We start from the raw sequence: 24,632 nt of genomic DNA, 5'->3' as shown, positions 1-24,632 counted from the left end.
GGTCATCGACCGCATCGTACAAGGCGCGTTCCGCCGCGCCGATCACAGGTAGAATGGGGCCAGAAAGCGTCGATGACGATCGAATATCTGAAGAAGGCCGACCGGCGGGCCGAGACCGGCCAGTCCGATCTGCAGGCCACGGTGCAGGCGCTGCTCACCGAAATCGAGCAGGGCGGGGATGCTGCGGCACGCGCCCATGCGCAAAAGTTCGACGGCTGGACGGGCCCGGCCCTGGTGCCGCAGGACGCCCTCGACGCGGCCGCGCACCAGGTGCCGGACAAGCTCAAGGCGGATATCGGCTTCGCCCACGACAATATCCGCCGGTTCGCCGAGGCCCAGAAGGTCACGATCCAGCCTTGCGAGCTGGAGGTTCAGCCGGGCTTCTTCGCCGGGCAGAAGCACATCCCGGTCTCGGCCGCGGGATGCTACGTCCCCGGCGGACGCTACAGCCATATCGCCTCGGCGATCATGACCATCACGACGGCTAAGGTGGCGGGCGTCGATCACATCACCGCATGCTCGCCGCCAAAACCCGGCATCGGTATCCCTCCGGCGATCCTCTACACGATGCAGCTGTGCGGCGCGGACGCCGTTCTGAACATGGGCGGCGTGCAGGGCATCGCCTCCATGGCGTTTGGTCTGTTCGGCCTGCCCAGGGCCGACATGCTGGTCGGACCCGGCAACCAATATGTCGCCGAAGCCAAGCGCCTGCTGTTCGGCCGGGTCGGCATCGACATGTTCGCCGGTCCCACCGATTCGATGGTCGTCGCCGATGGGGCCGCCGACCCGCATCTGGTGGCCTGGGATCTCGCTGGGCAGGCCGAACACGGCTACAACTCGCCTGTCTGGCTGGTGACCGACGACCGCGCGTTGGCCGAAGCCGTGATGCGGCTCATGCCGACCATCATCGCCGAGCTGCCCGAAACGAACGCGAAGAACGCGGAAGCCGCTTGGCGTGACCATGGCGAGGTCATCCTGTGCTCGGACCGGGAAGAAATGGCACAGGTTTGCGACGCCTATGGCCCCGAGCACCTGCACGTTCAGGCGGCCGATCTCGACTGGTGGCTGGGCCGGCTTCGTTCCTATGGCTCGCTGTTTCTCGGTGAGGAAACGACGGTGGCCTTCGGTGACAAGGCCGCCGGACCCAATCATGTCCTTCCGACCTCGGGGGCGGCCCGGTACACGGGCGGGCTTTCGGTGCACAAATACATGAAGACGGTCACCTGGCAGCGGGCCACGCGCGACGGCGCAAGACCCGTCGCCGAAGCGACGGCGCGCATCTCGCGCCTCGAGGGCATGGAAGGCCATGCCCGCACCGCCGACATCCGTCTTGCGAAGTTCTTCCCGCAGGAATCCTTCGATCTCGCCGCATCGGCGGATTGACGGCGTGCTTGCTCCGTTTGCAGCCTTGCGGCACGGCTATCGCGGGCTGATCGTCGTCGTTACCGTCGCACTGTGCGCGGGCTTTCTGTCCGACCACTACGGCGCGCCGGTGATGCTGTTCGCCCTGCTGATCGGCATGGCCTTCCACTTCCTCGCCGACAATGAGCAATGCAAGGGCGGCATCGACTTTGCCGCCAAGACCCTGTTGCGCATGGGTGTTGCCCTGCTCGGCTTCCGTCTCAGCTTCGGCCAGGTGGCGGAGCAGGGCTGGCTGTCGGTCGCGGTCATTGTCGGCCTCGTGGTGATGACCATTGCCAGTGGCTGGCTGTTTGCGCCTGTCCTCAAACGGTCAACCCAGCTCGGCTTGCTGACGGGGGGCGCGGTTGCCATCTGCGGCGCATCCGCTGCGCTGGCCATCGCTGCCGCGATGCCAAGGCGCGCCGGCCTCGATCAGGATACGCTGTTCACCGTGGTCGCGGTCACCACCCTGTCGACCGTCGCCATGATCGCCTATCCGATCGTGTTCTCGATGCTCGGCTACACCGACCTGCAGGCCGGCTTTCTGATCGGCGCGACGATCCACGATGTTGCACAGGTCGTTGGTGCCGGATATTCGATCAGCGACGAAGCCGGCAACATGGCGACCTTGACGAAGCTCAAGCGGGTGCTGCTGTTGCCCTTGGTGATCATCGCCATTGCGGTCTTCTTCCGGGCGCCCGAAGCGAAAGGTGTCGGCGTGCCCCTTTTCGTGGTCATGTTCATCGTCTTCATGGCGATCAACTCTCTGGGCGTCCTTCCCGAGCCGTTTGTTGCCGCTCTTGTCGAAACAAGCCGCTGGATGCTGATAGCGGCGATCGCCGCGCTTGGCGTGAAGACCTCGCTCGGCGCAATGGTCGGGTTGGGCGGGCGCCATGTCGCGCTGGTTTGTCTTCAGACCATCCTGCTGCTCGCTGCTGCCATGGCGATCGTCAGCTTCATCGGCACTTGAGCGGTGCCGCCACTGAAAGCATCGGACCGGCGAGCGGGCGCCTCGCGCCTCAGACAGCGCGGCATGGACCAAGCGCGGCATGACATGCGCTCAAGGCAGCCAAGACCCGCCGGCGCGTCCGTGGCGGCCGGACGGTCAACGCCGGTCATGAAAGCGTACCGGAACCAGCGGCTGGGCGACCGGATCGCCGAGACCGTCGTGGTGCGGACGCGGTCCGCGCCCGCCGTCGCCGGCAAACAGGATACGCCGAAGGCCGATGTCCGCTTCTCGATGGGACGCGGCTCGGACTTCGTCGATACGTAAGGGGCCGGGTCTGATCTGGCGATCCCGACAGGATTCGAACCTGTGACCCTCAGATTAGGAATCTGATGCTCTATCCTGCTGAGCTACGGGACCGTCGCCGTCTCGCTTATCAAATGCGTCGGGCAAATCCAACTCGGCATCCGCTTTGTCGTAGCGGGGCTGGCCGTCGCCATTGACCGGCCTGGCCGAGGACAGGGTGCACAGCGCCTGATGCTGGCTGAGGAAGACTTCACCGGTCAGATCGTCGAGGAAATGGCTGCGCTTGAGCCGGTCCATCACCGGGCCTTTGACCTCGGTGAGATGGAACTTCACGCCCAGCGCCTCGAGCCGTTCATTGATCGCCTCGAGCGATTCCAGCGCGCTCATGTCGATGGCGTTCACCGCGGGACAGGCAAGGACGACATGCTTGAGCTCGGGATGGTCGGCAACCATGGCGTAGAGCTTGTCCTCGAGATAGCGCGCATTGGCGAAATAAAGGCTCTCGTCGACGCGAAGCTGCAAGATGTGCGGATCGGTGATCACCTCGTGGCGCTTGACGTTGCGGTAGTGCTCCGTGCCCGGCACCTGGCCGATCACCGCCATGTGCGGCTTGGACGTCTTGTAGAGGTGGATCAGCACCGACAGGAGCACGCCTGCCGTCACGCCGGCCTCGACGCCGATCACAAGGGTGACCAGAACGGTGGCGGCGACCGCGACGAAGTCGGCCTTCGAATAGACCCATGCCGTCCGGAAGATCGAAAAATCGACCAGGCTGAGGACCGCGACGATGATCGTTGCCGCCAGCGTTGCCTGCGGCAGAAAGGCGATGAACGGCGTGATCGTCAGCGAGGCAATGGCAAGGCCGATCGCGGTGAACGCGCCGGCTGCGGGCGTCCGCGCCCCGGCGTCGAAATTGACGACCGAGCGGGCAAAGCCGCCGGTGACCGGATAGCCGCCGGTCATGCCGGCGCCCATGTTGGCCATGCCCAGGCCGATCAGTTCCTGATCCGGGTCGATGCGCTGGCGCCGCTTGGCGGCCAGCGTCTGGGCGACCGACACCGATTCGACAAAGCCGATGATCGAGATCAGCACCGCCGGACCGGCGAGCGCCAGCCATAGATCGGGCGAAAAGGACGGTTGGGTCAGCGGCGGCAGGCCGCGCGGCACGTCGCCGACGAGCTTGACGCCCGCCTCTCCAAGGTTCCAGTACCAGGCGGCCAACGCAGTGACCGCAACGGCGAAGACCGGGCCGGTGCGTGCCAGATGTCCGGCAAGGCGTTCTGCTATGCCGATGCGGACAAGGATCGGCTTCAGCCCGCCGCGCACCCAGAACAGGAACGCGGTGGCCGCGACCCCGATGACAAGCGTGATCCAGTTGAGCGCACCCAGATCGGCGATCAGGCTGCCCAGGATCTCGGGCAGCGTGTGGCCGTGGGCGCTGACGCCGAGCAGATGTTTGAGCTGCGAGGCAGCGATCAGGATGCCCGACGCGGTGATGAAGCCGGCAATAACCGGATGCGACAGGAAGTTGGCGACGAAACCGAGGCGCAAAAGCCCCATCGCGACGAGAAGCGCGCCCGACATGAAGGCCAGCGTCAAAGCGGCGATGATATAGTCGGAGGAACCGGGCTCGGCGACCTTGCCGATCGCCGCCGCCGTCATCAGCGAGACGACCGCGACCGGGCCGACGGCCAGCGCCCGCGAGGTGCCGAACAGAGCGTAAAGGACGATCGGCACGATGGAGGCGTAGAGGCCCATTTCGGGCGGCAGACCCGCCAGCAGCGCATAGGCGAGCGATTGCGGGATCAGCATGATGGTGACGATCACCGCGGCGACCAGATCGCCGGTCAGGGTCTCGCCATCATAGCCGCGCCCCCAATCGAGCACCGGGAAATAGCGCTGCAGGAGATGAGGCGGCTTGCGCATCACATCGGGCCTTCTCTTGAATTGTTTCGGGATGCTGCGGCCCGGACGCCGTCCGGGCCGCAACGCTGGCCGCTCAGAGCTTGTTGAGCGGAACCTTCAGCATCGGGTTGCCGTCCTTGTCCGTGGGAACGTCGCCGGCGCGCATGTTCACCTGCAGCGACGGCAGGATCAGCTTGGGCATGTCGAGCGTTTCGTCGCGCGCCGTGCGCATGGCGACGAACGCATCGCGGCTCTTGCCGCCGCCGACATGGATGTTGTGCGCCTTCTCGTCGGCGACCGTGGTCTCCCACTTGATGTCGCGGCCGTTCGGACCGTAATCGTGGCACATGAACAGGCGGGTCGTGTCCGGCAGCGCCAGAACACGCTGGATGGAATCGTAGAGCACGCCTGCATCGCCGCCGGGGAAATCGGCGCGGGCGGAACCGCCATCGGGCATGAACAGCGTGTCGCCGACAAAGGCCGCATCGCCGATCACATGGGTCTGGCAGGCCGGCGTGTGGCCGGGCGTCGCCATCACATGGGCGGTCATCGAGCCCACCTGATAGGTGTCGCCGTCGGCGAACAGCCGGTCGAACTGCGAGCCGTCGCGCTGGAACTCTGTGCCCTCGTTGAACACCTTGCCGAACGTGTCCTGGACGATCGTGATCTGGTCCCCGATGCCGATCTTGCCGCCAAGCTTCTCCTGAAGGTAGGGCGCCGCCGACAGATGGTCCGCATGGACATGGGTCTCGATGATCCACTCGACGGTCAGGCCGTTGGCCTTGACGTGTTCGATGATCTTGTCGGCGCTGTCATAGGACAGCCGGCCGGCCGCATAGTCGATATCGAGCACCGAATCGACAATGGCGCAGCTGTTGCTTGCCGGGTCCTTGACGACATAGGAGATCGTGTTGGTCTGCGGATCGAAGAAGGCCGCAACGTCCGGTTTGACCTGCATGTCGGGCTGGAACTGAAGTGTCATTATGGGACTCCTTTTATGCCGCTTACGCAGAAGCGGTCTTGCTGAGCATGGGACTGAGCGCGCTGCGCGCGACGATGATGCCGGCGGCCATCGCGATGACGAAGACCGGAACGGCCGGCTGGCCGAGCCCGAGTGCCGGGATGGCGCCGCCCGGGCAGAAGCCGGAGATACCCCAGCCGACGCCGAACAGGGCGGAGCCGCCGATCAGCCGCGCATCGAGATCGGTGCGCGTGGGCAGGGAGTAATTCTTGGCGAACAGCGGCCGGGACCGCGTGCCGAAGACGATACGATAGCCGATCGCCGTGGTGACCAGCGCGCCGCCCATCACGAAGATGAGACTGGGGTCCCACGTGCCGGCGACGTCGAAGAAGTTGATCACCTTGGCCGGATTGGCCATGCCGGAAATGGCGATCCCCAGGCCGAAGACGGCGCCGATGAGAAGGGCTGAAACGATATGCATGATCAGGCAACTCCGACCGAAAGAACGTGACGCATGACATAGACGGTGATGCCCGTCGTGATCATGAAGGTGATGGTGGCGACGATCGAGCGTGGCGACAGGCGCGCCATGCCGCAGACACCGTGACCGGACGTGCAGCCCGAGCCGAAATGTACGCCGATGCCGACAATCAGACCGCCGACGACCATGGCCCAGACCGGCACGGGAACCGCGAACGGCACGGTTCCGCCGGCAAACAGGAACAGGGCCGGCGCGATGACGGCGCCCGCCAGAAACGCGGCGCGCCACTGCCAGTCGCTGACGGCTGGCGGCAGAATGCCGGCCATGATGCCGGTCATCCCGGCAACGCGGCCATGCAGCGCCATCAGCGCGATGGCGGCGACGCCGATGAGAAAGCCGCCCAGAAGCGACATGAAGGGGGTGAATTCGGTGGCCATGAAGCTTTCCTTGATCCCAACCGGTTGAACGGGGCTTTCCGCCCTTTTCGCAGCGCCTGCTTGCACCGCGATGATCCGATAGTTATATTCTCATCAGTTAATATTCAAGAGGTCTTATATAATGGATATCGAAGAGCTCGAACCGCATATCGCCGAGGCGGCCCGGCTGATGGAAATGCTCTCCCAGCCGGTGCGCCTGCGCATCCTGTGCGCGCTGTCAGAACAGAAATGGAGCGTGGTCAAGCTGGCCGAGGCGGTCAACCTGTCACAGCCCGCCATGTCGCACCATCTGCGCAAGCTGCGCGAGGCGGGCCTGGTCAAGACAGAGCGTGATGCGCAGACGATCTATTATTCGCTGCAGGGCCGCGAAGTGACCGAGGTGCTCGCTGTCCTGCACGATCTTTACTGCCCGCGGGGCATGGACGGCGAAGCCGCCGCTACCGGTCAGAAAACCCAGAAAGCCGAATGACGCCCGCGCTCAGCGCGCGGGATTGGTTTCGGCGAGCTTGGCCCAGAAGCTGATGCCGGCCGGAATGATCTGGTCGTTGAAATCATATTCGGGGTGATGCAGTCCGGCGCTGTCGCCATTGCCGATCATGATCATCGCGCCCGGCCGGGCGTTGAGCATGTAGGAAAAGTCCTCCCCGCCCATCATCGGTTTGATGTCGGTCGGCACTGTTCCCTGCCCTGTGATCTGCTCGGCCGCATCGGCCGCGATCATCGTCTCGTCGGCATGATTGACCGTCACCGGATAGCCGCGATGCCATTTGATATGGGCCTCGGCGCCATGCGCCTCGCAGATCCCGTGCGTGATGGCGTGCAGCCGTTCCTCCCCCAGCTTGCGGACATCCTCGTCGAGCGTGCGCACCGTTCCCGCCAGAACGGCGGTTCCGGGAATGACATTGTAGGCCGTACCGGCATTGAACTTGGTCACCGACACGACGATGGACCCGACCGGGTCGGTGTTTCGCGAGGCGATCGATTGCAGCGCCGTGACGATCTGCGCGCCGATGACGATCGGATCGATGCTCTTTTGCGGCATGGCGGCGTGGCCGCCCTTTCCGGTCACCGTGATCGTGAACTCGTCGGTCGCCGCGCACAGCGCGCCCGGCCGGATGACGAACGCGCCCGCATCGACGCCGGGCATGTTGTGCATGCCGTAGACGCGGTCGATGCCGAAGCGTTCCATCAGCCCGTCCCTGACCATCTCGTTGCCGCCGCCGCCACCCTCTTCGGCCGGCTGGAAGATGACGACCACCGTGCCGGCGAAGTTGCGCGTCTCGGCAAGATATTTGGCCGCGCCGAGCAGCATAGAGGTGTGTCCGTCATGGCCGCAGGCATGCATCTTGCCGGCGATGGTCGATTTGTGCGGCACGTCCGTCGCTTCATGGATCGGCAGCGCATCCATGTCCGCGCGCATGCCGATCGTTTCGCCCTCGCCGCGATTGCCCTTGATGACGCCGACGACGCCGGTGCGGCCAAGACCGGTCACCACCTCGTCGCAGCCAAAGGCGCGCAGCTTGTCGGTGACGAAGGCGGCCGTGTCGTGCACATCGAACATCAGTTCGGGATGGGCGTGCAGATGGCGGCGCCATCCGCTGACTTCATCCTGCAGTTCGGCGGCGCGGTTCAATAAGGGCATGAAGGCTCTCTCTCGCTGGGACCGGGACACGGCCTGTCTGATCTGGGCTCCATATAGCGCGCCGCTCGCGCCGATGTCATCATTTCGCGGTTGCCATGACCGGGCACGATTTGTTTGATGGCGCAACGGAGCCGCGCGGGATGCGGCGCAAACGGGCTGGCCGGGGAACATGATGATCGCACCAACTGCACGCAGGACGATGCCGGCGCGGACCGCAGCCGCGCTGGTTCTGGCGCTCGGGCTGCCGATCGCCGCCGAGGCCGCGCCGGCGCTGGTCTTCGAGCCGGCAACCGGGTCGGTGCTGCATCACGAGCAGGCGCACGACCTTTGGAGCCCGGCCTCGCTGACCAAGCTGATGACCGCCTATGTCACGTTCCGTGCGCTCGAGGCCGGCGAACTGACCTTGCGCTCGCCGGTGCGCGTCACCGCCAACGCCGTCTCCACGCCGCCGAGCCGGATGGGCTATCCGTCCGGATCGATCATGACCGTCGACAATGCGATCAAGATGGTGATCGTCCGCTCGGCCAACGACATCGCCGTCGCGCTCGGCGAGGCGGTGGCGGGCAGCGAGGCGGCGTTCGTTGCACGCATGAACGAGGAAGCGGCGCGCCTTGGCATGACGAACACCAGTTTCGTCAATCCGCACGGGCTGCACGACGAACAGCAATATACGACCGCGCGCGACATGGCGGTTCTGGCCCGCGCGCTGAGGACCGAGTTTGCCGACCGCGCCGACTATTTTTCCATCGAGGCGATCAGCTTCGGCGAACAGCTGATCCCGTCCTACAATCTGCTGCTTGGCCGCTTCGAGGGCGCCGACGGCATGAAGACCGGTTTCGTATGCGCATCGGGCTTCAATCTGGTCGCATCGGCAACGCGCGGGGGCCGCACGCTGGTCGCCGTGGTGATGGGCACCGAAAGCCAGAAGGAGCGCGCCGAAAAGAGCGCGACGCTGCTGCAGGACGGTTTCAGCGCCGAAGCGGCCACCACCGTCGATCTCGACAGCGTTCCGGGAACCGACGCCGACGGCGTTCCCGCCGATCTGCGGCCGGTCGTGTGCACCGACGAGGCGCGTGCCGCCCGCTGGGACGGGCGCGATGTCGATGGCAACATCGTCTTCGACACTGCTCTCATAGGCACGATGGACCGGGAACCGCGCGCCGCGCGGGTCGGACTTGGAGGCGCCGAAGGCGCCAGCATGACCGCGATCGTGCTGGGCGGCGCGGCGATCGACGCCTATCCGGTGCCGGCGCCGCGGCCCTATCGGCCGTCGCTGGCCAGCGAGGCGGAGATGGAACGCTACCAGCTGCGGCCCGGCTTCGATGTGCCGGTGCCGGCGAGCCGCCCCGAAAGCGGGTAGCGGCGCGCGTCAGCCCCGTTCAATCAGGAAGCGGTGGCCGTCATCGACGCTCTCGGTCTCGATCAGGCCGTGGCCCCTCTCGCGGCAGAAATTGGGAATGTCGATCACCGCGAGCGGGTCGCTTGTGCGCACCCAGAGCCGCTCGCCGGCCGCCATGGCGCGCATCCGCTTCTGCGTTTTCAGCACGGGAAGCGGGCAGTTCAGCCCGCGCAGATCGTAATCGTCGGACAGTGCCTCTCCGCTCATGGCGCGGTCACTGCAACGGCCGCGAGGCCGGCAGGGGAACCCCGGTTCCGGCGCCGGAATCCGGGGCGACGCCCGGCGCAGCCTGAGCCGCCTGCGGGCCGGAATTGGCGGTGATGCCCGATCCGCTGGACGTCGCAATGATCGGGCCGGCCGTGCCGGGCGTGATCGCCGTCAGCGGCGTCGACTGGGCCGATGACGGCGCGGATTGTCCTGCAGGCTGCACGGCGGGCGCCGGCTGAACCGATGCCTCGGGCGGCTGGCCGACGGTCGGCAATACCTCGGCCGGCGTGAGCGGTTCGACCTGGCGCACCGGCGTCGGCGGCAGGTCCAGAAGTCCGGTCATGCCCTCGCTGAGATCGAGCGGACGGCCCTCGAGGCGCGCCACGGCGCGCTCGAACTGCAGCGCGTGCTGCTGCTTGAGCTGGTTGTAGGCGATGGCCAGCGGCGCCGGCATCGTCGTCTGCGGGCACTGCGCAGCCGCTTCGAAGTCGCCGTCCTCGGGGATCTGGTTGAAGATGTATTTGCGCTCGCAGACATCGACCTTGGGCGGCGTGCGCGTCAGCTCGAAATGGTCATAGCCCGATTTGAGCATCTTCCAGTACTCGAAATGCGGGCTGTCGCGGTGCGCGGCCATGTTTTCCGGCGTCATGCGGAACGGGAAGGCCTGCACCTGGAACTCGTTCTGCCGGCCGCCGCGCAGCGCCTCGCGCGCGAACGCGTAGATCTCGGTGATGTACTTGTCGGTCATCGCGTAACAGCCGCGCGACGAACAATCTCCGTGCACCATCAGGAACGAGCCGGTGCGGCCATGCGAGCGGTCGAACGCATTGGGAAAGCCCAGATTGAACGACAGATGATAGCTCGAATTGGGGTTCAGAAGGTTCCGGTTGACGAAGTAGAACCCTTCCGGGCTCTGCCGGTCGCCTTCCCGGAATTTTGGTCCCTTGTCGCCGGAAAACTCGCAGATCTCATAGGTCTTGACGAGATCGTAGCGGCCGGTGTCGGTCTGCTTCCAGACCTCCAGCACCTCTTCTTCCTTGAAGATGCGCATCATGATGGGCGATGACTTGGTCATCCCCTTAGCGCTCATGATGTTGACGACATCGCGCGGCAGCGGCGCCTCGGCGGCAAGGTTCAGCACGTCGCTGCCCTGGCACGAGGCCAGCGCGACCGCTGCCGACAGCGCCAATGCGGTGAAAGCCGAACGCACACGCATGTTAGAGGTCCCGATAGTCGCTTCCGATCCACGCAATATAGTTGACGGAAAGTTACCGCAAGGTTTCCCCGTACCCATCACGAACATGTCAGACGGGCGCGGCATTCCCGGCGCCGCACCTTAGCCGCGAATGCGGCAAACCGATGGCAAAACCATGGCGCCGAGCCGCCCGGTCGTCGGGTCAGTGGCGGAAATGGCGGGTGCCCGTGAACACCATGGCGATGCCGTGCGCATCGGCCGCCTCGATCACCTGATCGTCGCGCATCGAGCCTCCCGGCTGGATGACCGCTGTCGCGCCCGCCTCGACGGCCGCCAGCAATCCGTCCGCGAACGGAAAGAACGCGTCCGAGGCAACCACCGATCCCTTGGTCTTCGGCTCGGCGAGACCGAGCGCCTCGGCGGCGTCGACCGCCTTGCGCGCGGCGATGCGGCTTGAATCGACACGGCTCATCTGGCCTGCGCCGATGCCCACGGTGGCGCCGTCGCGCGCATAGACGATCGCGTTCGACTTGACGTGTTTGGCAACCTGGAAGGCGAATTTCAGATCGTTCATTTCGCGCGTGTCCGGCGCGCGTTTGGTGACGACGCGCAGGGCCATGTCGTCGACGACCGCCGCGTCGCGCCCCTGTTTGAGATAGCCGCCGGCGATCGGCCGGACGACGAAGCCCGGCGCGCGCGGATCGGCGAGCCCGCCGGTCTGCAGAAGGCGCAGATTGGGCTTGCCCGCAAAAGCCTCGCGCGCGCCGTCGCTGATCGCCGGCGCAATGACGACTTCGGTGAAGATCTCAAGCACGGCGCGGGCGGTTTCGGCGTCCAGTTCACGGTTGAACGCGACGATGCCGCCGAACGCCGATGTGCGGTCGCAATCGAATGCGGCGCGATAGGCGTCGATCAGCGTTCCGGCGCGCGCGACGCCGCACGGATTGGCATGCTTGATGATGGCCACCGCCGGCGTCTCCGCGCCAAACTCGCTGACCAGCTCGAAGGCCGCGTCCGTGTCGTTGATGTTGTTGTAGGAGAGCGGTTTGCCCTGCAGTACCCTCGCCGTGGCAGCGCCCGGGCGGGTCTCGCCGGTCAGATAAAGCGCTGCCGCCTGATGCGGGTTCTCGCCATAGCGCATCGTCGCGACACGGCGCCCGCCCAGCGCATCGAGCGCATCGAACGGTTCGGCATCGAACGCCGTCTCCATCCAGCGGGAAACCGCCGCATCATAGCTCGCCGTCCGCTTGAACGCCTTGACCGCGAGGCGGCGGCGCGTGGCAAGATCGGTCGTGCCCTTGCCGTCCGACAGATGCCCGAGCACCATGTCGTAGTCATCCGGGTCGGTGACGATCGCCACATGGCCATGGTTCTTGGCCGAGGCCCGCACCATGGCCGGGCCGCCAATGTCGATGTTCTCGATCGTCGTCGCCTCATCGCCGCCCGACGCGACGACCTCTTCGAACGGGTAGAGATTGACGACGACCAGATCGAAGCCCTCGATGCCATGTTCGGTCATGGCGGCCTGATGGTCGGGATCGTTGCGCACGGCCAGAAGCCCGCCATGCACCTTGGGATGCAGCGTCTTCACCCTTCCGTCCATGATTTCAGGGAACCCGGTCAATTCGGAAATGTCGGTAACCGCGAGCCCGGCATCGGCCAGTGCCCGGCGCGTCCCGCCGGTCGAGACCAGCGCGACGTCCATCGCCGCGAGCGCGGCCGCCAGTTCGACCAGCCCGGTCTTGTCGGACACCGACAATAGCGCCCGGCGCACGGGCACGCGGTCGGGCGGTGCGATGGTCTTGGCGGCGACGGCCATGGGCGGACTTCCTCGGCTGGGACGGATGATGGCGCCCGCTTATCATGGCGCCACGCCGATTGCCCACCGCCAGCCCGCCACGGCCGGTCCGCAACGCACAGCAAATCGTCGGGCTGTCAGTCGGACAGTCGCTCGAAGCGCCAGCTCACCCGTTCGGTCTCCGGCCACTCGATGCCGATCGCGATCTGCGCCGTGCGCACGGGGCCGGCGACGGCCGCCAGAAAGAGGCTTTCCTCGATCGCGGCGGGCGCACCGATGGCGCGGAACGCCCAGCGTTCGCCGCTTTCGAGAGAGAGCAGGAACGTGTTGGCCGCCTGCGTCGCGCTCACGCGCACGCCCGGATGGAAATGAAAGCGCAATTGCGCCGCAACCGCATGCGGCTTGCGGCCGGAGGGCGGGCGCAGCAGATCGTACCCGTCGACACGGCCGCCATCGGGCCGGACTGCGATGCCGCGTTCATGCACAAGGCCAAAGACGCGCTGATAGCCGTCATGTTCGGCCGAAAAGCCGGTCATGCCGTCGCTCTGCCAGTCGGAGACCGCGACCCGGCGCGGACCGGACACCGCGCGCCAGTCATGCCTTCGGGGCGCGCCGGCGAAGCGGCGAAAGCGCGCCGACGACACATCGCCCACCGAAAGCGTCGAATGGGCGGCCGTGGCGCGGGCGACCGGCCCGAAATCAGCCCGCAGCAGCCGGTCGACGCCCAGATTTGTGACGATGCGGCCGCGCAGCGTCGACAGTTCGAAGGCCAGCGCGCTGGCATGGCAGTTCGCCCCGTCAATGCCCTTCGGGATCGTGCCGGTGTCGGCGATGATCACCGTGTCGCCGGCCTCGAGCCGATAGTAGCCGCTCTGCACGGCATGCGGGCCGGTCTTGCCCTCGGTCTGGTCGAGCCGCAGCACGGCGGCGATCAGGTCTGTCTTGTCGTAGCCGGCACCGTGGAACATCGCCAGATGCCCGTCGCGGTGGCGCATGGCACGCAGGCGCGGAAACATCCGGTCGACGGCACGCACCAGTTCGGGCGGCACCGGCCGCGAGGCGGCCACATAGCATTGCGCCAGCGGCAGAAGATCGGCGAGCAGTTCGGGCAGATGCGCCGGGTTGCGGCTGACATGGGCACCGTCTGGCAGGATCTGGCGCTTGAGCTGGAACTCGAGCTGCCGGGCAATGCGCTGCTGACGGCGCTCGGCCGTCGGGATGGCGAGCGAAGCGACCGACAGGGCGATCAGCGCCTGTAGCGTGTCGATGCAGTCCGGATAGCCGCGCAGCGCGTTGCGCAGATATCGAACCTGCCGCGACAGCGACATCATGAAGCGGCGGTAGAAACCGTGCTCGCTGCTCTGCAGAAAGAAGCGGGCGTGCTGGATCCAGGCAATCAAGCGGCTGGCGGTGGTCGGCAGGTCGTAGGCCGGTTCGCGCAGCCGCTTGCCGTAGCCGCTGATCCAGTCCTCGATCAGCGCGCGTGCCTGCGCTGCCGCAAGATCGGTGTTGGCGTCGGCGAGATGGCGCAGCCACCGGAAGCCGTGAAGTTCGGCATACCAGGCCGCCGATGGCGGCTCCGCCAGAAAGGGCGACTGGCTGCCGGTCTCGACCGTGCGCCCGCCGAAGCTGTAGCGCCCCTGATAGAAGTCGCGCGCCAGAAGCGGATCGCTGGGCCGCAGGCATGACGGCGACAGCAGCAGCCGCGCCGGAACCGGGCCGACAAGCTGCCAATTGGTGATCGAGCCGGACTGCAGCCGGTAGCGCAGCCGTTCCCACAGCAGGCCGGTGCTGACTCCCCAGTATCCCGGCTGCGCATTCCAGCGAGAACGTGCCACGGCTTCCGCCCCGATTCCCCAATCGGCTGAAACCATAACTGCATTGCGCAGCTATGCCAAACCAATGCTTTATTGTCGTTTTTCAGACCCTACGGCGCCAGCGCGCGGCAAAAAAACCGTCGATCCCGCCAAGCCGCGCCTCATCGCCGGCAAGCGGCAGATCCGCCGGTGTGGTTCGGACAAATCCTTCCCCGGTGATCGCCGATGAAAGGCCGGGCAGGTCGTCATCGGTCACCGGAAGAGGCTCGAAGTTTGCATGTTCGCGCGAAAAGGCGCGCGCCACGTCTTCGCCCTCGCTCGGATCGAGTGAGCAGTTGGAAAAGACCAGCGTTCCGCCGGGCGCGACGAAGTCGGCCGCCCGCTCCAGCATCCGCGCCTGCAGCGCGGCCAGTTTGGCGATGTCTTCCGGGGTCTTGGTCCAGGGCACGTCGGGGTGCCGCCGCACGGTGCCGGTCGACGAGCACGGCGCATCGAGTAGGACCGCATCGAACGGCACGTCCGCCCCATGATCGAACAGGCTCGCGGCAACCGTCTCGCAGCGATCGGCCAGGCCGAGCCGGTCGAGATTGGCGGCAAGGCGCTTGAGCCGGTTCGCCGACTGGTCGAGCGCGGTGACGGTGGCGCCGCGCTCGACCAGCTGCGCGGTCTTGCCGCCGGGCGCCGCACAAAGGTCGAGAACCCGCTGGCCGGCGACATCGCCGAACAGGCGCGCGGGGATCGCCGCCGCCGCGTCCTGAACCCACCAGACGCCATCGGCATATCCGGGCAGTTCCGTGATTGCCGTATGGGACGTCAGGCGCAGCGAACCGGTGGGCAGCGCGATGGCGCCGAGCCGTTCCGCCCACAGCGCCACGTTTTCGGGGCTTTCGTCGGCCAGCGTCAGATCGATCGGCGCCGGCCGCCGGTGGCACGCTTCGATGGCGGCGGCCTTCTCCGCGCCATAGATCTCGGTAAGCCGCTCGGCGAACCATCCCGGCGCGCGCGACGGTGAACGGGCGATCGCGTCGAGGATCTTTTCCCGGTCGCGCACCGCGCGGCGGCAAAGCGCATTGACCAGCCCTGCAAAGCGCCGGTTGCGCGGGTCGGTGCGCGCCGCCTCGACCGCAAGATCGACGGCGCTGTGGTCCGGCACGTCGAGGAACAGGATCTGCGCCAGCGCGAGATGGATGATGGCGCGCAGCGATGCGGCGCCGCCGGGCAGCGGCCGGTCGGTGAACCGGTCGATCAGCGCTTCGAGATCGCCCCGGTGGCGCAGCGCCGCCATCAGCATGGCGCGGACAAGCGACCGGTCGCGCGCATCGAGCGCCAGATAATGCGGATGGCCGTGGCTGTCGTCGGTCAGCGCATCCATCGGCGTGCGCGAATCGACGATCGCGCTCAAAAGGCGCTGGCCCGCCAGCCGGGCGGCGAGGCCGGGCCGTTCTGCTGCGCCATGTGTGGCTGTGCGTTTTGTGGGCTTGCGACGGCGGGCGGAGGCGCTCAACCCCAGGGTCCGCCATTGCCGTCGCTGCCGTCATGAGAACGGCCCCAGCGATTGCCGGTGCCCGGAACGCCCGATGTGCGGCGCGGGGCGGGTTCGGGCCGATGCGGCCGTGCCGGCGGGCCGCCGGCATCGGTCATCGCCATCAGCGCGTCGATCCGGTTCTGCGTGTCCGGATGGGTGGAAAACAGGCTGTCGGCACGCTGGCCGTTGAGCGGATTGATGATGAACATGTGCGCCGTCGCCGGATTGCGCTCGGCGGGCACGTTCACCGAACGGCCGGCAGCCCGGGCGATCTTGGCAAGGGCGCTGGCCAGCCAGTCGGGCCGGCCGCAAATCTCCGCGCCGCGCCGGTCGGCTGAATATTCGCGCGTCCGGCTGATCGCCATCTGCACGATCATCGCCGCGAACGGCGCGACGATCATTGCGATAAGGACGCCCACAATGCCCAGCGGATTGTTGTTATCGCGGCCCGAGCCGAAGAAAAGCGCGAAATTGCCGAGCATGGAAATCGCGCCGGCCAGCGTCGCTGTGATCGTCATGATCAGCGTGTCGCGGTTCTGGATGTGGGCCAGTTCATGCGCCATCACGCCGGCCACCTCCTCGGGCGTCAGCTGGTCCAAAAGGCCGGTCGTCGCGGCAACGGCGGCGTTTTCGGGATTGCGGCCCGTGGCGAACGCATTGGGCTGCTCCTGGTTGATGATGTAGACCTTCGGCATGGGCAGGCCGGCATTGGCGGCCAGATCGCGCACCATACCGTAATATTCGGGCGCGCTTTGCTCATCGACCTCCACCGCGCCGTTCATGCGCAGCACCATCTTGTCGGCGTTCCAGTAGGAAAAGCCGTTCATGACGACCGCGATGGCAAACGCGATCATCATCCCGCCCGTACCGCCGATCAGATATCCTATGCCCATGAACAGCGCCGTCATGAAGGCGATCAGCATGGCGGTCTTGATCATGTTCATTCGCTCTGGCTCCATCATCGGCACGGTTAGGGGGATGCTGGACGCGGCCCGGCAACCCGCCATATAAATGGATGAGCGCCGTCAGAGTTTCAACAATCGACCGAAGGGGGCTGCATGGCGAGCGAGGACATCACATCCGATCCGGATGCCGACCAAGCGCCGGCGCGGCGCTTCGAGGATCTGCCGCCGGCGGCCCAGCGCGCCCTGAAGGAAGCCGAAGCGCGCCGCGCCGAGGTCGACCGGTTCGAGGCGCAGGCGGAAGCCGAACGCGGCGGACGCGGCGGCAAGGACCCGGCCCGATACGGCGACTGGGAGGTCAAGGGCCTGGCGATCGACTTCTGAACCGGCCAACCCCAAGCGCGCGCCAAGCGCAAGAGAGAGGACGGCAAGCACGAAAAAGGGCCACCCGATCGCTCGGGCGGCCCTTCCGCAATTCATGTCTCCGGCCGGCCGTCAGGCCTTGCGCCCTTCAGGGCGTCACCGGCTGCGCGGGGCGCTCACGCCGTCAGAGACTGCTCCAACGGATGATGACCCGCAAAGACCGAACCGGACCCATGGAACCACTCGACATCGGATCACCTCCTTTCACTTCGTTGAACACACGATCAAGGTGGCGCCTTCGCGCTGATTTGCCAAGCAAAAAAGTGTGAGCGGCGGCGGCTGGCGTGCCGCTTGATCGCGAAGCGGCATGGTGTTTGTCTGCCAGCGGTCAAAGCAGGAGGCAGCGGTGACATTTGGCGGTATCAACCTTTGGGCGGTGCTCGCCGCCACGGTGTGCGCATTCATTGTCGGCGCGGTCTATTACGGTGCCCTGTCCAGGCCGTGGATGAAGGCGGCTGGCATCGCACCCGAAGACGCCAGGTTCGGCCCGGCCCTGTTTGCCATCACCTTCGCCTGCCAGCTCGTCATGGCCTTCGTTCTGGCAGGGCTGATCGGCCATCTCGGCGACGGACAGGTCACCCTGCGCAACGGCATCATCTCGGGTCTTTTCGTCTGGGCCGGCTTCATCGCCACCACCATGGCGATCAACCACCGCTACCAGAACGCCGGATGGGACCTGACGCTGATCGACGGCGCTCACTGGCTGCTGGTCGCCACGGTCATGGGCGCCGTGATCGGCCTGATCGGCGTCTGATCAGCGCACGACGACGAAGCGGCTGCGCCGGTCGATCCGGGCGACCAGCCATTCAAGATCACGGCGTGCCAGCGCGATGCAGCCGGCCGTGGGCGGGTAGCCCGGCTTGGCCATGTGCAGGAAGATCGCCGATCCGCGATGCCGTGCGCGGCCGCGCGGCGCCATGTTCCAGTCGAGCACGATGCAGATGTCATAAAGGCAATCGGCGCGGCGCATGACCTCGTGCGAGGCGGCAAACGGCAGCCGCACGGGCGCGTTGTAGGACGGGTGTTCCGGCGCATCGCACCAGCCGTCATCCGGCCCGATCCGGTGCAGCGGCAGGATAGATCGCGGCCGAACGCCCCTGTCGGGGCGCCAATAACCCCAAAGCGGTCGCATGGCGGCATGGGCGGGCGTGGCACCATCGCCCTCGCGCTTGAAGATCGAGGGGCCTGAACGTCCCAGCGCGCATGACAGCGTCCGAGCGCCGGCAATCAGTACGCCGCGTGCGCTCTCGCCCGGTTTGCGCCTTACTTCAATGGTTGTGAGCATGGGTGCCGGCGCCTTGTTCGCTCACGGACATTCACGGTGCGCTGACGCGGCAGACACGCAAAGTTGAGCCTTTGTTGACACGCAAACTGCCATTAAGATGCCAAAAGGGCCAGATACTTGACCCTTCCCGCGCAACCGCACGGGCCGAACCGATGAAGGTGGATCATGACGACCCGAACGCTGTTGCTTGTCGACGATGACGATGATCTGCGCGAAGTGCTGGTCGAGCAACTCTCGCTCTACGAGGAGTTCGACGTGCTGCAGGCCGCCAGTGCCACCAAGGGCGTCGAGGCGGCGCGCGGCGCGATGATCGATCTGGTGGTGATGGATGTCGGCCTGCCCGACATGGACGGCCGCGAGGCGGTGAAGATCCTGCGCAAGGGCGGCTTCAAGGCGCCGATCATCATGCTGACCGGCCACGACACCGATTCCGACACCATTCTCGGGCTGGAAGCGGGCGCCAACGATTATGTCACCAAGCCGTTCAAGTTCGCCGTGCTGCTGGCCCGCATCCGCGCGCAGCTGCGCCAGCACGAGCAGAGCGAGGACGCGACCTTCTCGGTCGGCCCCTACACGTTCACGCCGAGCCAGAAGATGCTGATCGACGGCAACGGCCGCAAGATCCGCTTGACCGAGAAGGAAGCCTCGATCATCAAATACCTCTACCGCAGCGGCGCCCAGGTGGTGACCCGCGACACGCTGCTCGAAGAGGTCTGGGGCTACAATTCGGGCGTGACGACCCACACGCTGGAAACTCACGTCTACCGGCTGCGCCAGAAGATCGAGAGCGATCCCTCCAACGCATCCCTTCTGGTGACCGAAAGCGGCGGCTACAAGCTGGTGCCCTGAACGGTTTCGTCCGAAGTCGGACATTTCGGGGCAAAGCGGCCCTGCGTCCACATGCGGACATGCCCTTTGGCGGCGCCGTCCTTTCCAACGGCGCGCCGGTCATGTAACAGCGACGCCGGCAATCATGCCGGTGGCGCCCGAGCCTTTCATGACGCTGAACGATGACATACGCGCCCTTTCGGCGGCGGGCCTGTTCCAGCAGTTGACTGCCGAGCAGCTGCGCCTTTTGGCATTCGGCGCCGAACGGCTTCAGTTTCGCGCCGGCCGGAGACTCTATCGCCAGGGCGATCGCGCCGATTGCGGCTTCGTCATCGTCAGCGGAGCCGTCACGCTGTCGCGGTCGGCGCCCGATGGCGGCAAGCCGGTGCAGAGCGCCGGTCCGGGCAGTGTGCTCGGCCAACTGGCCCTGATCACCGAAACCCAGTGGATGACCGACGCCCAGGCCGACACCGAGACCGAGGTGCTGCGGATCAGCCGTGCCCTGTTCCGCCGTATGCTGGCGGAATATCCGGAAACGGCCATGGCCATCCATCGGCAGCTTTCCGACGATCTGCAACAGCTCATCAAGGACATCGAGGTCGCGGAACGGCGCCTCCGGCAGGCACCCGAGCTCTGACGGGCCTATGGCGCGAACCGAGCGACGACCGGCACATGGTCGGAAGGCTTTTCCCACCCGCGCGCCTCGGTCAGCACATTCATCGAGGTGAGCGCCCCGCGCAACGCTTCCGATCCCCAGATGTGATCGAGCCGCCGGCCGCGATTGGACGCGGCCCAGTCCCTGGCGCGGTAGCTCCACCAGGTAAACAGCTTCTGGTCCCCGGGAACATGATGACGCATCAGGTCGGCCCAGCCCGCCTCGCGCCGCAACTCTTCCAGCGTCTCGGTCTCGACCGGCGTGTGGCTGACCACCTTCAGCAGCTGCCGGTGTGACCAGACATCGTTTTCCAGCGGCGCGATGTTCAGATCGCCGACGAGAAGCGCGGCGTCATGCGCACCGGTCTCGGTGGTGATCGCCCGCATCTCGTCGAGGAATTTCAGCTTGTGCGCGAATTTCGGATTGATGGCGGGATCGGGCTCGTCGCCGCCGGCCGGAACGTAGAAATTGTGCACGCGGATGCGGCTGCCGTTCACATCGACCGTGCATTCCACGTGCCGGGCATCGCCCAAACCGCAAAAATCGCGCCTTTCGACGCTTGAGAAGGGTATTTTCGAAAGCGTGGCCACGCCGTGATAGGCCTTCTGGCCGTGCAGTGCGACATGCTCATAGCCCGCCCTGGCGAACGCCTTGGCCGGGAACTGGTCGTCCTGGCACTTGATTTCCTGCAGACACAGTATGTCCGGCGCATGCTCGGCGAGAAACCGCTCCACCAGCCCGCGCCTGAGGCGCACCGAATTGATGTTCCAGGTGGCGATGGTGAAGGGCTGCGTCATCGGTAAGGCCGGATCGTGGCGAAAGGAAAATGGTCCTGAACTCGTGAACCGGGTGCCTTCTCGCCCCGCCGGGGCCCAAAAACAAGCGGCCGCCCCGATGGAGCGGCCGTCGCGCACAAGTTCCTTGTCGTGCCGGAAGACGGTCAGCGCGAATAGCTGGGGTCTTTCTCGCGCACCCGCGCATAGTCGATGTCGAACGTGCCTTCGCCGAAGGTCACGCCCTCGCGGACATTGAAGATCATGACGGTCGTGTCCTTGCCCTGCGCATCGCGGATGGTCCATTGGCGCAGATCGTAGCTCGACGGATCGAACATCATGGTGATGGTCGAATCACCGAATATCTGCTTGTCCTGCAGGACGATCGTCGTCAGGTCCTCGGCCTCCACCACGCTCTGCACGCGCCCGCCGCTCAGATCGATGCGGTCGCCGAGCACCAGGTTGAGCGGCGTCTTGTTGAGCGGATAGGCATCCCAGGTGTCGAGCTTGGTGTTGTTGACCAGCACCGAACGGCCGTCGGCAACCACGCGGATGTTGGACGGCTCCTCGTAAAGGAACAGCACACGTCCGGGCCGTTCGATGAAGAAGCGGCCGCCGGTCTGCTCGCCGGACGGGCCGAACTGCACGAACTCGCCCATCATGGTGCGCACGCGGGTGAAATGGTCGGCGATCTGCTGCGGGGCGCCCGAAGCCTGGGCGCGCGTCGCGCCGGGCAGCGCGAAGGCGGCGATGAGACCAGCGCCGGCGGTCAGCGCGCCGCGGCGGGTCATCGGGGTCCGGTGGGCTCTTTTTGCGTCGGTCATGGTGGTTTCCCGGAATCGGTGGGTCGTCTTTTGCGGTTCATCTGGAGACACAGTTTGACTTCACTAAGGCGAAGCCGGACGCGGACCACGTGTCATGGATCACACATCGTCGCGGCATGGTCACATGCCCGCCATGCGTTCTTCTTCGGACGGAACCAGGATCTCGCGTTTTCCCGCATGGTTGGCCGGCCCGATGACGCCTTCCTGCTCCATCCGTTCGATCAGCGTGGCGGCGCGGTTGTAGCCGATGCCGAGCCGCCGCTGGATGTAGCTGGTCGACGCCTTGCGGTCGCGGATGACGATGGCGACCGCCTGGTCGTAGGGGTCTTCGCTGTCGCTTGCGCCGCCGGCGTCCGCCGCGCCGCCTTCGGAGCCGGCCTCGTCTTCCTCGTCATCCTCGGTGACCGCGTCGAGATACTGCGGCACGCCCTGCGCCTTCAGGTGGCTGACGACATCCTCGACCTCTTCGTCGGAAACGAACGGGCCGTGGACACGCTGGATCCGGCCGCCGCCGGCCATATAGAGCATGTCGCCCATGCCCAGAAGCTGTTCGGCGCCCTGCTCGCCCAGGATCGTGCGGCTGTCGATCTTCGAGGTCACCTGGAAGGAGATGCGCGTCGGGAAGTTGGCCTTGATCGTGCCGGTGATGACATCGACCGACGGACGCTGCGTGGCCATGATCACGTGGATGCCTGCGGCGCGCGCCATCTGCGCCAGGCGCTGGACGGCGCCCTCGATGTCCTTGCCGGCGACCATCATCAGGTCGGCCATCTCGTCGATGATCACGACAATATAGGGCATGACGTGCAGATCGAGCGCTTCGGTCTCGTAGATCGCCTCGCCCGTCTCCCGGTCGAAGCCGGTCTGGACGGTACGGCTCAGCTCCTCGCCCTTGCGTTTGGCCTCGCGGATGCGGGTGTTGAACCCGTCAATGTTGCGCACGCCGAGCTTGGACATGTTCTTGTAGCGCTGTTCCATCTCGCGCACGGTCCATTTGAGCGCGACGACCGCTTTCTTGGGATCGGTGACGACGGGCGTCAGAAGATGCGGAATGCCGTCATAGACAGACAGTTCCAGCATCTTCGGATCGATCATGATCAGCCGGCACTCGTCCGGCGTCATCTTGTAGAGCAATGAGAGGATCATCGTGTTGATGGCCACCGATTTGCCCGAACCGGTGGTGCCGGCGACCAGCAGGTGGGGCATCTTCGCCAGATCGGCGATCACCGCCTCGCCATTGATCGTCTTGCCCAGCGTCAGCGACAGCTTCGCCTTGGATTTGTCGTAGGTCTGCGAGGAGATCAGTTCGCGCAGATAGACCGTCTCACGCCGGGCGTTGGGCAGTTCGATGCCGATCGCGTTGCGGCCGGGAACGACGGCGACGCGCGCGGCGATGGCGCTCATCGAGCGGGCGATGTCCTCGGCCAGGCCGATCACGCGGGACGACTTGATGCCCGGCGCCGGCTCGAGTTCGTAAAGCGTGACCACCGGTCCGGGGCGGACCTGGATAATCTCGCCCTTGACGCCGAAATCCTCGAGCACGCCTTCCAGAAGGCGGGCGTTCTGTTCGAGCGCCTCGTCCGACAGCGTCTCGTCGCGGACGATGTTCCTGGGTTCGTTCAGATAGTGGATCTGCGGCAGCTCGAACACGCCGTCCTTGATCAGCGAGGGCTGCGCCTCGCGCTGAACACGCACGCTCGGCTTGGGCGGCGGCGCGGGCGCGGCGACGCGCGTCGCGGCCTGCTCGGTGGGGAGCAGCTCCGGCATCGCCTCCGTCGGCGCCGGCTGCGGTGCCCAGTCCCCGGCATCCTGCCATTGCGCGGCGTCGGCGTCCGGCGCCGGCATCGCGTCCATCGACGGCTCCAATTGCGGCTCGGCCCGCGGCGTGGCGGGCACCGGCGTGGAAGCGGAGCGGCGGCGAACCATGCCCCCGAACGCATCGGCGGGCAGAACGCGGCGGGCGGCCGTGCGCAGCGCATAGATGCCGTGCAGGAGCGCTCCGATCGTGATCAGCGAACCGCCTTCTTCCTCGTCATCGTCGGCATCGAAAGGCCGGTCGTCATCGGTTCCGCGCCAGCCGATCCCGCTCGCCAACGCCAGAAGAACGGCCGCAAGCGGCGCCATGACGAGCGCGACGACGACCGCGGCGAAGCCTGACGGATAGCCGCCGGTGAATGTGCCGGGCACACGAAGCACCATGTCGCCCAGCGCACCGCCGAGGCCCGACGGCAGCGGCCAGCCGGCGGTCGGCGGCAGGCAGCCAATCGCCGCCGCGGCACCAAGGGCGCCCGCGAACCATGCCGCCATCCGGCGCCCGGCATGGTTCGGAACCTGGTCGCGGATCAGCGCCACGGCCCAGGCGACCAATGGGACAAGCGCTGCCAGCGCGGCCAGTCCGAAGAACTGCATGGCCAGATCGGCGGTCACCGCGCCCGGATAGCCCATCCAGTTGGTGACGGGCGCTTCGGTGGCGTGGCTGAGGCTGGGGTCGGCAACGTTCCAGCCGAGCAGCGAAAGGACGATAAAACCGACAACTGCAAGAAGCGCCCATCCGGCCGCGAAACGAACCTGTCGGCGCAGCCAGTCCCCGACGGAGCCGTGGGCACCCGCCATATCCGCTGCAAATGCGCCGTCGGCGAGGTCTGCGTGGCCGTGATGGGGGTCGAAACGGTCTGCCGACATTGTAGGTCCCGTGCGCGTGCGGTCTGGAGATTGGCTGCGATGTCGCGCGGAAGCCTAGCGGCCACTGGTTAAACGCACATTAACCATGCCCGCCCGCCCGGATGGCTCACAAACCAAAAAAGACCCGGTCGCGGAGACCGGGTCAGTTGGTGTGATGGTAACCATCACGACGGGATCTGGATGGCCCTTGCGGGCCTGATTGTGGTGCAGGGGCCGGCGGTCTGGCCGGCCCCGCGGGGC

24 protein-coding genes and 1 tRNA gene are annotated in these 24,632 nt (G+C 66.1%); 9 read left to right on the top strand and 16 right to left on the bottom strand.

The window, feature by feature from the left end; translation table 11 throughout:
- Nucleotides 1-72: 72 nt before the first annotated feature.
- The 3 genes from hisD (at nucleotide 73) to DEM25_RS17750 (ending at nucleotide 2,674) form a co-directional block, all read left to right on the top strand.
- Nucleotides 73-1,383, top strand: coding sequence for a histidinol dehydrogenase (gene hisD / locus DEM25_RS18100; RefSeq protein ID WP_109765689.1), 1,311 nt, complete (start codon nucleotides 73-75; stop codon nucleotides 1,381-1,383).
- 4 nt (nucleotides 1,384-1,387) lie between these two features.
- Nucleotides 1,388-2,371 (top strand): YeiH family protein, encoded by a 984-nt coding sequence (locus DEM25_RS06905; RefSeq protein WP_245412785.1) that lies wholly within the window; start codon nucleotides 1,388-1,390, stop codon nucleotides 2,369-2,371.
- Between the two features lie 147 nt (nucleotides 2,372-2,518).
- Nucleotides 2,519-2,674 carry a hypothetical protein gene (locus tag DEM25_RS17750; RefSeq protein ID WP_158585191.1) on the top strand — a complete coding sequence of 52 codons (156 nt, stop codon included), beginning with the start codon at nucleotides 2,519-2,521 and terminating at the stop codon, nucleotides 2,672-2,674.
- 16 nt (nucleotides 2,675-2,690) lie between these two features.
- On the opposite strand, the gene DEM25_RS06895 is transcribed toward DEM25_RS17750, so the two are convergent.
- The 5 genes from DEM25_RS06895 to DEM25_RS06875 all read right to left on the bottom strand — a co-directional run bounded on the left by DEM25_RS06895 (nucleotide 2,691) and on the right by DEM25_RS06875 (nucleotide 6,503).
- A tRNA-Arg gene (locus tag DEM25_RS06895) sits at nucleotides 2,691-2,767 on the bottom strand.
- The gene (locus DEM25_RS06890; RefSeq protein WP_109765804.1) at nucleotides 2,729-4,579 is read right to left on the bottom strand and encodes a SulP family inorganic anion transporter; all 1,851 of its coding nucleotides are present in this window, start codon (nucleotides 4,577-4,579) and stop codon (nucleotides 2,729-2,731) included. The genes DEM25_RS06895 and DEM25_RS06890 overlap by 39 nt, the downstream gene beginning before the upstream one ends.
- A gap of 73 nt (nucleotides 4,580-4,652) precedes the next feature.
- Nucleotides 4,653-5,540 (bottom strand): MBL fold metallo-hydrolase, encoded by an 888-nt coding sequence (locus DEM25_RS06885; RefSeq protein ID WP_109765692.1) that lies wholly within the window; start codon nucleotides 5,538-5,540, stop codon nucleotides 4,653-4,655.
- 22 nt (nucleotides 5,541-5,562) lie between these two features.
- Nucleotides 5,563-6,000 (bottom strand): DUF6691 family protein, encoded by a 438-nt coding sequence (locus DEM25_RS06880; protein WP_109765693.1) that lies wholly within the window; start codon nucleotides 5,998-6,000, stop codon nucleotides 5,563-5,565.
- Between the two features lie 2 nt (nucleotides 6,001-6,002).
- On the bottom strand, nucleotides 6,003-6,503 hold the full coding sequence (locus DEM25_RS06875; protein WP_109765694.1) for a YeeE/YedE family protein: 501 nt from the start codon (nucleotides 6,501-6,503) through the stop codon (nucleotides 6,003-6,005).
- A gap of 55 nt (nucleotides 6,504-6,558) precedes the next feature.
- On the opposite strand from DEM25_RS06875, the gene DEM25_RS06870 reads away from it, so the two are divergent.
- The gene (locus DEM25_RS06870; RefSeq protein WP_196780291.1) at nucleotides 6,559-6,906 is read left to right on the top strand and encodes an ArsR/SmtB family transcription factor; all 348 of its coding nucleotides are present in this window, start codon (nucleotides 6,559-6,561) and stop codon (nucleotides 6,904-6,906) included.
- Between the two features lie 9 nt (nucleotides 6,907-6,915).
- Here DEM25_RS06870 and DEM25_RS06865 read toward each other — a convergent pair whose 3' ends face one another.
- Nucleotides 6,916-8,079 carry a M20 aminoacylase family protein gene (locus DEM25_RS06865; protein WP_109765805.1) on the bottom strand — a complete coding sequence of 388 codons (1,164 nt, stop codon included), beginning with the start codon at nucleotides 8,077-8,079 and terminating at the stop codon, nucleotides 6,916-6,918.
- A gap of 172 nt (nucleotides 8,080-8,251) precedes the next feature.
- On the opposite strand from DEM25_RS06865, the gene DEM25_RS06860 reads away from it, so the two are divergent.
- Nucleotides 8,252-9,439 carry a D-alanyl-D-alanine carboxypeptidase family protein gene (locus tag DEM25_RS06860; RefSeq protein WP_245412783.1) on the top strand — a complete coding sequence of 396 codons (1,188 nt, stop codon included), beginning with the start codon at nucleotides 8,252-8,254 and terminating at the stop codon, nucleotides 9,437-9,439.
- A 9-nt stretch (nucleotides 9,440-9,448) separates the two neighbouring features.
- Here DEM25_RS06860 and DEM25_RS06855 read toward each other — a convergent pair whose 3' ends face one another.
- The 6 genes from DEM25_RS06855 to htpX form a co-directional block, all read right to left on the bottom strand.
- Complete coding sequence (locus DEM25_RS06855; protein ID WP_109765696.1) at nucleotides 9,449-9,685, bottom strand: sulfurtransferase TusA family protein; 237 nt, start codon at nucleotides 9,683-9,685, stop codon at nucleotides 9,449-9,451.
- A gap of 7 nt (nucleotides 9,686-9,692) precedes the next feature.
- On the bottom strand, nucleotides 9,693-10,901 hold the full coding sequence (locus tag DEM25_RS06850) for a murein L,D-transpeptidase family protein (protein WP_196780290.1): 1,209 nt from the start codon (nucleotides 10,899-10,901) through the stop codon (nucleotides 9,693-9,695).
- 181 nt (nucleotides 10,902-11,082) lie between these two features.
- Nucleotides 11,083-12,699, bottom strand: a complete 1,617-nt coding sequence (gene purH, locus DEM25_RS06845) for a bifunctional phosphoribosylaminoimidazolecarboxamide formyltransferase/IMP cyclohydrolase (RefSeq protein WP_109765697.1) — start codon at nucleotides 12,697-12,699, stop codon at nucleotides 11,083-11,085.
- Nucleotides 12,700-12,815: 116 nt separating this feature from the next.
- Nucleotides 12,816-14,516: a heparinase II/III family protein gene (locus DEM25_RS06840; protein WP_158585190.1), complete on the bottom strand. Its 1,701-nt coding sequence runs from the start codon at nucleotides 14,514-14,516 to the stop codon at nucleotides 12,816-12,818.
- Nucleotides 14,517-14,598: 82 nt separating this feature from the next.
- Nucleotides 14,599-15,999 carry an RsmB/NOP family class I SAM-dependent RNA methyltransferase gene (locus DEM25_RS06835; RefSeq protein WP_245412782.1) on the bottom strand — a complete coding sequence of 467 codons (1,401 nt, stop codon included), beginning with the start codon at nucleotides 15,997-15,999 and terminating at the stop codon, nucleotides 14,599-14,601.
- A complete protein-coding gene (htpX, locus tag DEM25_RS06830; RefSeq protein ID WP_109765699.1) occupies nucleotides 15,996-16,964 on the bottom strand; it encodes a zinc metalloprotease HtpX in 969 nt (322 codons plus the stop codon). Before htpX ends, DEM25_RS06835 begins: the two co-directional genes overlap by 4 nt.
- A 114-nt stretch (nucleotides 16,965-17,078) precedes the next feature.
- On the opposite strand from htpX, the gene DEM25_RS06825 reads away from it, so the two are divergent.
- Nucleotides 17,079-17,306, top strand: coding sequence for a DUF1674 domain-containing protein (locus DEM25_RS06825; RefSeq protein WP_109765700.1), 228 nt, complete (start codon nucleotides 17,079-17,081; stop codon nucleotides 17,304-17,306).
- Between the two features lie 385 nt (nucleotides 17,307-17,691).
- Complete coding sequence (locus DEM25_RS06820) at nucleotides 17,692-18,099, top strand: DUF1761 domain-containing protein (RefSeq protein ID WP_109765808.1); 408 nt, start codon at nucleotides 17,692-17,694, stop codon at nucleotides 18,097-18,099.
- Here the strand turns inward: DEM25_RS06820 and DEM25_RS06815 are convergent, their stop codons facing one another.
- Entirely contained in the window at nucleotides 18,100-18,630 is a 531-nt protein-coding gene (locus DEM25_RS06815; RefSeq protein WP_109765701.1) for a L,D-transpeptidase family protein, read from the bottom strand. It abuts the gene before it with no gap.
- Nucleotides 18,631-18,795: 165 nt separating this feature from the next.
- Here DEM25_RS06815 and DEM25_RS06810 point away from each other — a divergent pair, with 165 nt between their 5' ends.
- Both DEM25_RS06810 and DEM25_RS06805 read left to right on the top strand, forming a co-directional pair.
- Complete coding sequence (locus DEM25_RS06810; RefSeq protein WP_109765702.1) at nucleotides 18,796-19,479, top strand: response regulator transcription factor; 684 nt, start codon at nucleotides 18,796-18,798, stop codon at nucleotides 19,477-19,479.
- 148 nt (nucleotides 19,480-19,627) lie between these two features.
- Nucleotides 19,628-20,095 (top strand): Crp/Fnr family transcriptional regulator, encoded by a 468-nt coding sequence (locus DEM25_RS06805; protein WP_109765809.1) that lies wholly within the window; start codon nucleotides 19,628-19,630, stop codon nucleotides 20,093-20,095.
- Between the two features lie 5 nt (nucleotides 20,096-20,100).
- Here DEM25_RS06805 and xth read toward each other — a convergent pair whose 3' ends face one another.
- From xth to DEM25_RS06790, 3 genes are all read right to left on the bottom strand, one after another.
- Complete coding sequence (xth, locus tag DEM25_RS06800) at nucleotides 20,101-20,910, bottom strand: exodeoxyribonuclease III (RefSeq protein WP_109765810.1); 810 nt, start codon at nucleotides 20,908-20,910, stop codon at nucleotides 20,101-20,103.
- A 143-nt stretch (nucleotides 20,911-21,053) separates the two neighbouring features.
- Entirely contained in the window at nucleotides 21,054-21,710 is a 657-nt protein-coding gene (locus tag DEM25_RS06795; RefSeq protein ID WP_109765703.1) for an outer-membrane lipoprotein carrier protein LolA, read from the bottom strand.
- A gap of 120 nt (nucleotides 21,711-21,830) precedes the next feature.
- On the bottom strand, nucleotides 21,831-24,323 hold the full coding sequence (locus DEM25_RS06790; RefSeq protein WP_109765811.1) for an FtsK/SpoIIIE family DNA translocase: 2,493 nt from the start codon (nucleotides 24,321-24,323) through the stop codon (nucleotides 21,831-21,833).
- Nucleotides 24,324-24,632 lie beyond the last annotated feature (309 nt).

This window comes from Oceaniradius stylonematis (assembly GCF_003149475.2).
Classification (GTDB): Bacteria; Pseudomonadota; Alphaproteobacteria; order Rhizobiales; family Rhizobiaceae; genus Roseitalea; species Roseitalea stylonematis.
This window is presented reverse-complemented; position numbering and strand designations above follow the sequence as displayed.

Excerpts from the sequence above, each read along its gene's own strand:
- hisD (WP_109765689.1), top strand. The coding sequence starts at position 73 with ATGACGATCGAATATCTGAAGAAGGCCGACCGGCGGGCCGAGACCGGC.
- DEM25_RS17750 (WP_158585191.1), top strand. The coding sequence starts at position 2,519 with ATGAAAGCGTACCGGAACCAGCGGCTGGGCGACCGGATCGCCGAGACC.
- DEM25_RS06890 (WP_109765804.1), bottom strand. The coding sequence starts at position 4,579 with ATGCGCAAGCCGCCTCATCTCCTGCAGCGCTATTTCCCGGTGCTCGAT.
- DEM25_RS06885 (WP_109765692.1), bottom strand. The coding sequence starts at position 5,540 with ATGACACTTCAGTTCCAGCCCGACATGCAGGTCAAACCGGACGTTGCG.
- DEM25_RS06880 (WP_109765693.1), bottom strand. The coding sequence starts at position 6,000 with ATGCATATCGTTTCAGCCCTTCTCATCGGCGCCGTCTTCGGCCTGGGG.
- DEM25_RS06870 (WP_196780291.1), top strand. The coding sequence starts at position 6,559 with ATGGATATCGAAGAGCTCGAACCGCATATCGCCGAGGCGGCCCGGCTG.
- DEM25_RS06865 (WP_109765805.1), bottom strand. The coding sequence starts at position 8,079 with ATGCCCTTATTGAACCGCGCCGCCGAACTGCAGGATGAAGTCAGCGGA.
- DEM25_RS06860 (WP_245412783.1), top strand. The coding sequence starts at position 8,252 with ATGATCGCACCAACTGCACGCAGGACGATGCCGGCGCGGACCGCAGCC.
- DEM25_RS06855 (WP_109765696.1), bottom strand. The coding sequence starts at position 9,685 with ATGAGCGGAGAGGCACTGTCCGACGATTACGATCTGCGCGGGCTGAAC.
- DEM25_RS06850 (WP_196780290.1), bottom strand. The coding sequence starts at position 10,901 with ATGCGTGTGCGTTCGGCTTTCACCGCATTGGCGCTGTCGGCAGCGGTC.
- purH (WP_109765697.1), bottom strand. The coding sequence starts at position 12,699 with ATGGCCGTCGCCGCCAAGACCATCGCACCGCCCGACCGCGTGCCCGTG.
- htpX (WP_109765699.1), bottom strand. The coding sequence starts at position 16,964 with ATGAACATGATCAAGACCGCCATGCTGATCGCCTTCATGACGGCGCTG.
- DEM25_RS06825 (WP_109765700.1), top strand. The coding sequence starts at position 17,079 with ATGGCGAGCGAGGACATCACATCCGATCCGGATGCCGACCAAGCGCCG.
- DEM25_RS06815 (WP_109765701.1), bottom strand. The coding sequence starts at position 18,630 with ATGCTCACAACCATTGAAGTAAGGCGCAAACCGGGCGAGAGCGCACGC.
- DEM25_RS06810 (WP_109765702.1), top strand. The coding sequence starts at position 18,796 with ATGACGACCCGAACGCTGTTGCTTGTCGACGATGACGATGATCTGCGC.
- DEM25_RS06805 (WP_109765809.1), top strand. The coding sequence starts at position 19,628 with ATGACGCTGAACGATGACATACGCGCCCTTTCGGCGGCGGGCCTGTTC.
- xth (WP_109765810.1), bottom strand. The coding sequence starts at position 20,910 with ATGACGCAGCCCTTCACCATCGCCACCTGGAACATCAATTCGGTGCGC.
- DEM25_RS06795 (WP_109765703.1), bottom strand. The coding sequence starts at position 21,710 with ATGACCGACGCAAAAAGAGCCCACCGGACCCCGATGACCCGCCGCGGC.
- DEM25_RS06790 (WP_109765811.1), bottom strand. The coding sequence starts at position 24,323 with ATGGCGGGTGCCCACGGCTCCGTCGGGGACTGGCTGCGCCGACAGGTT.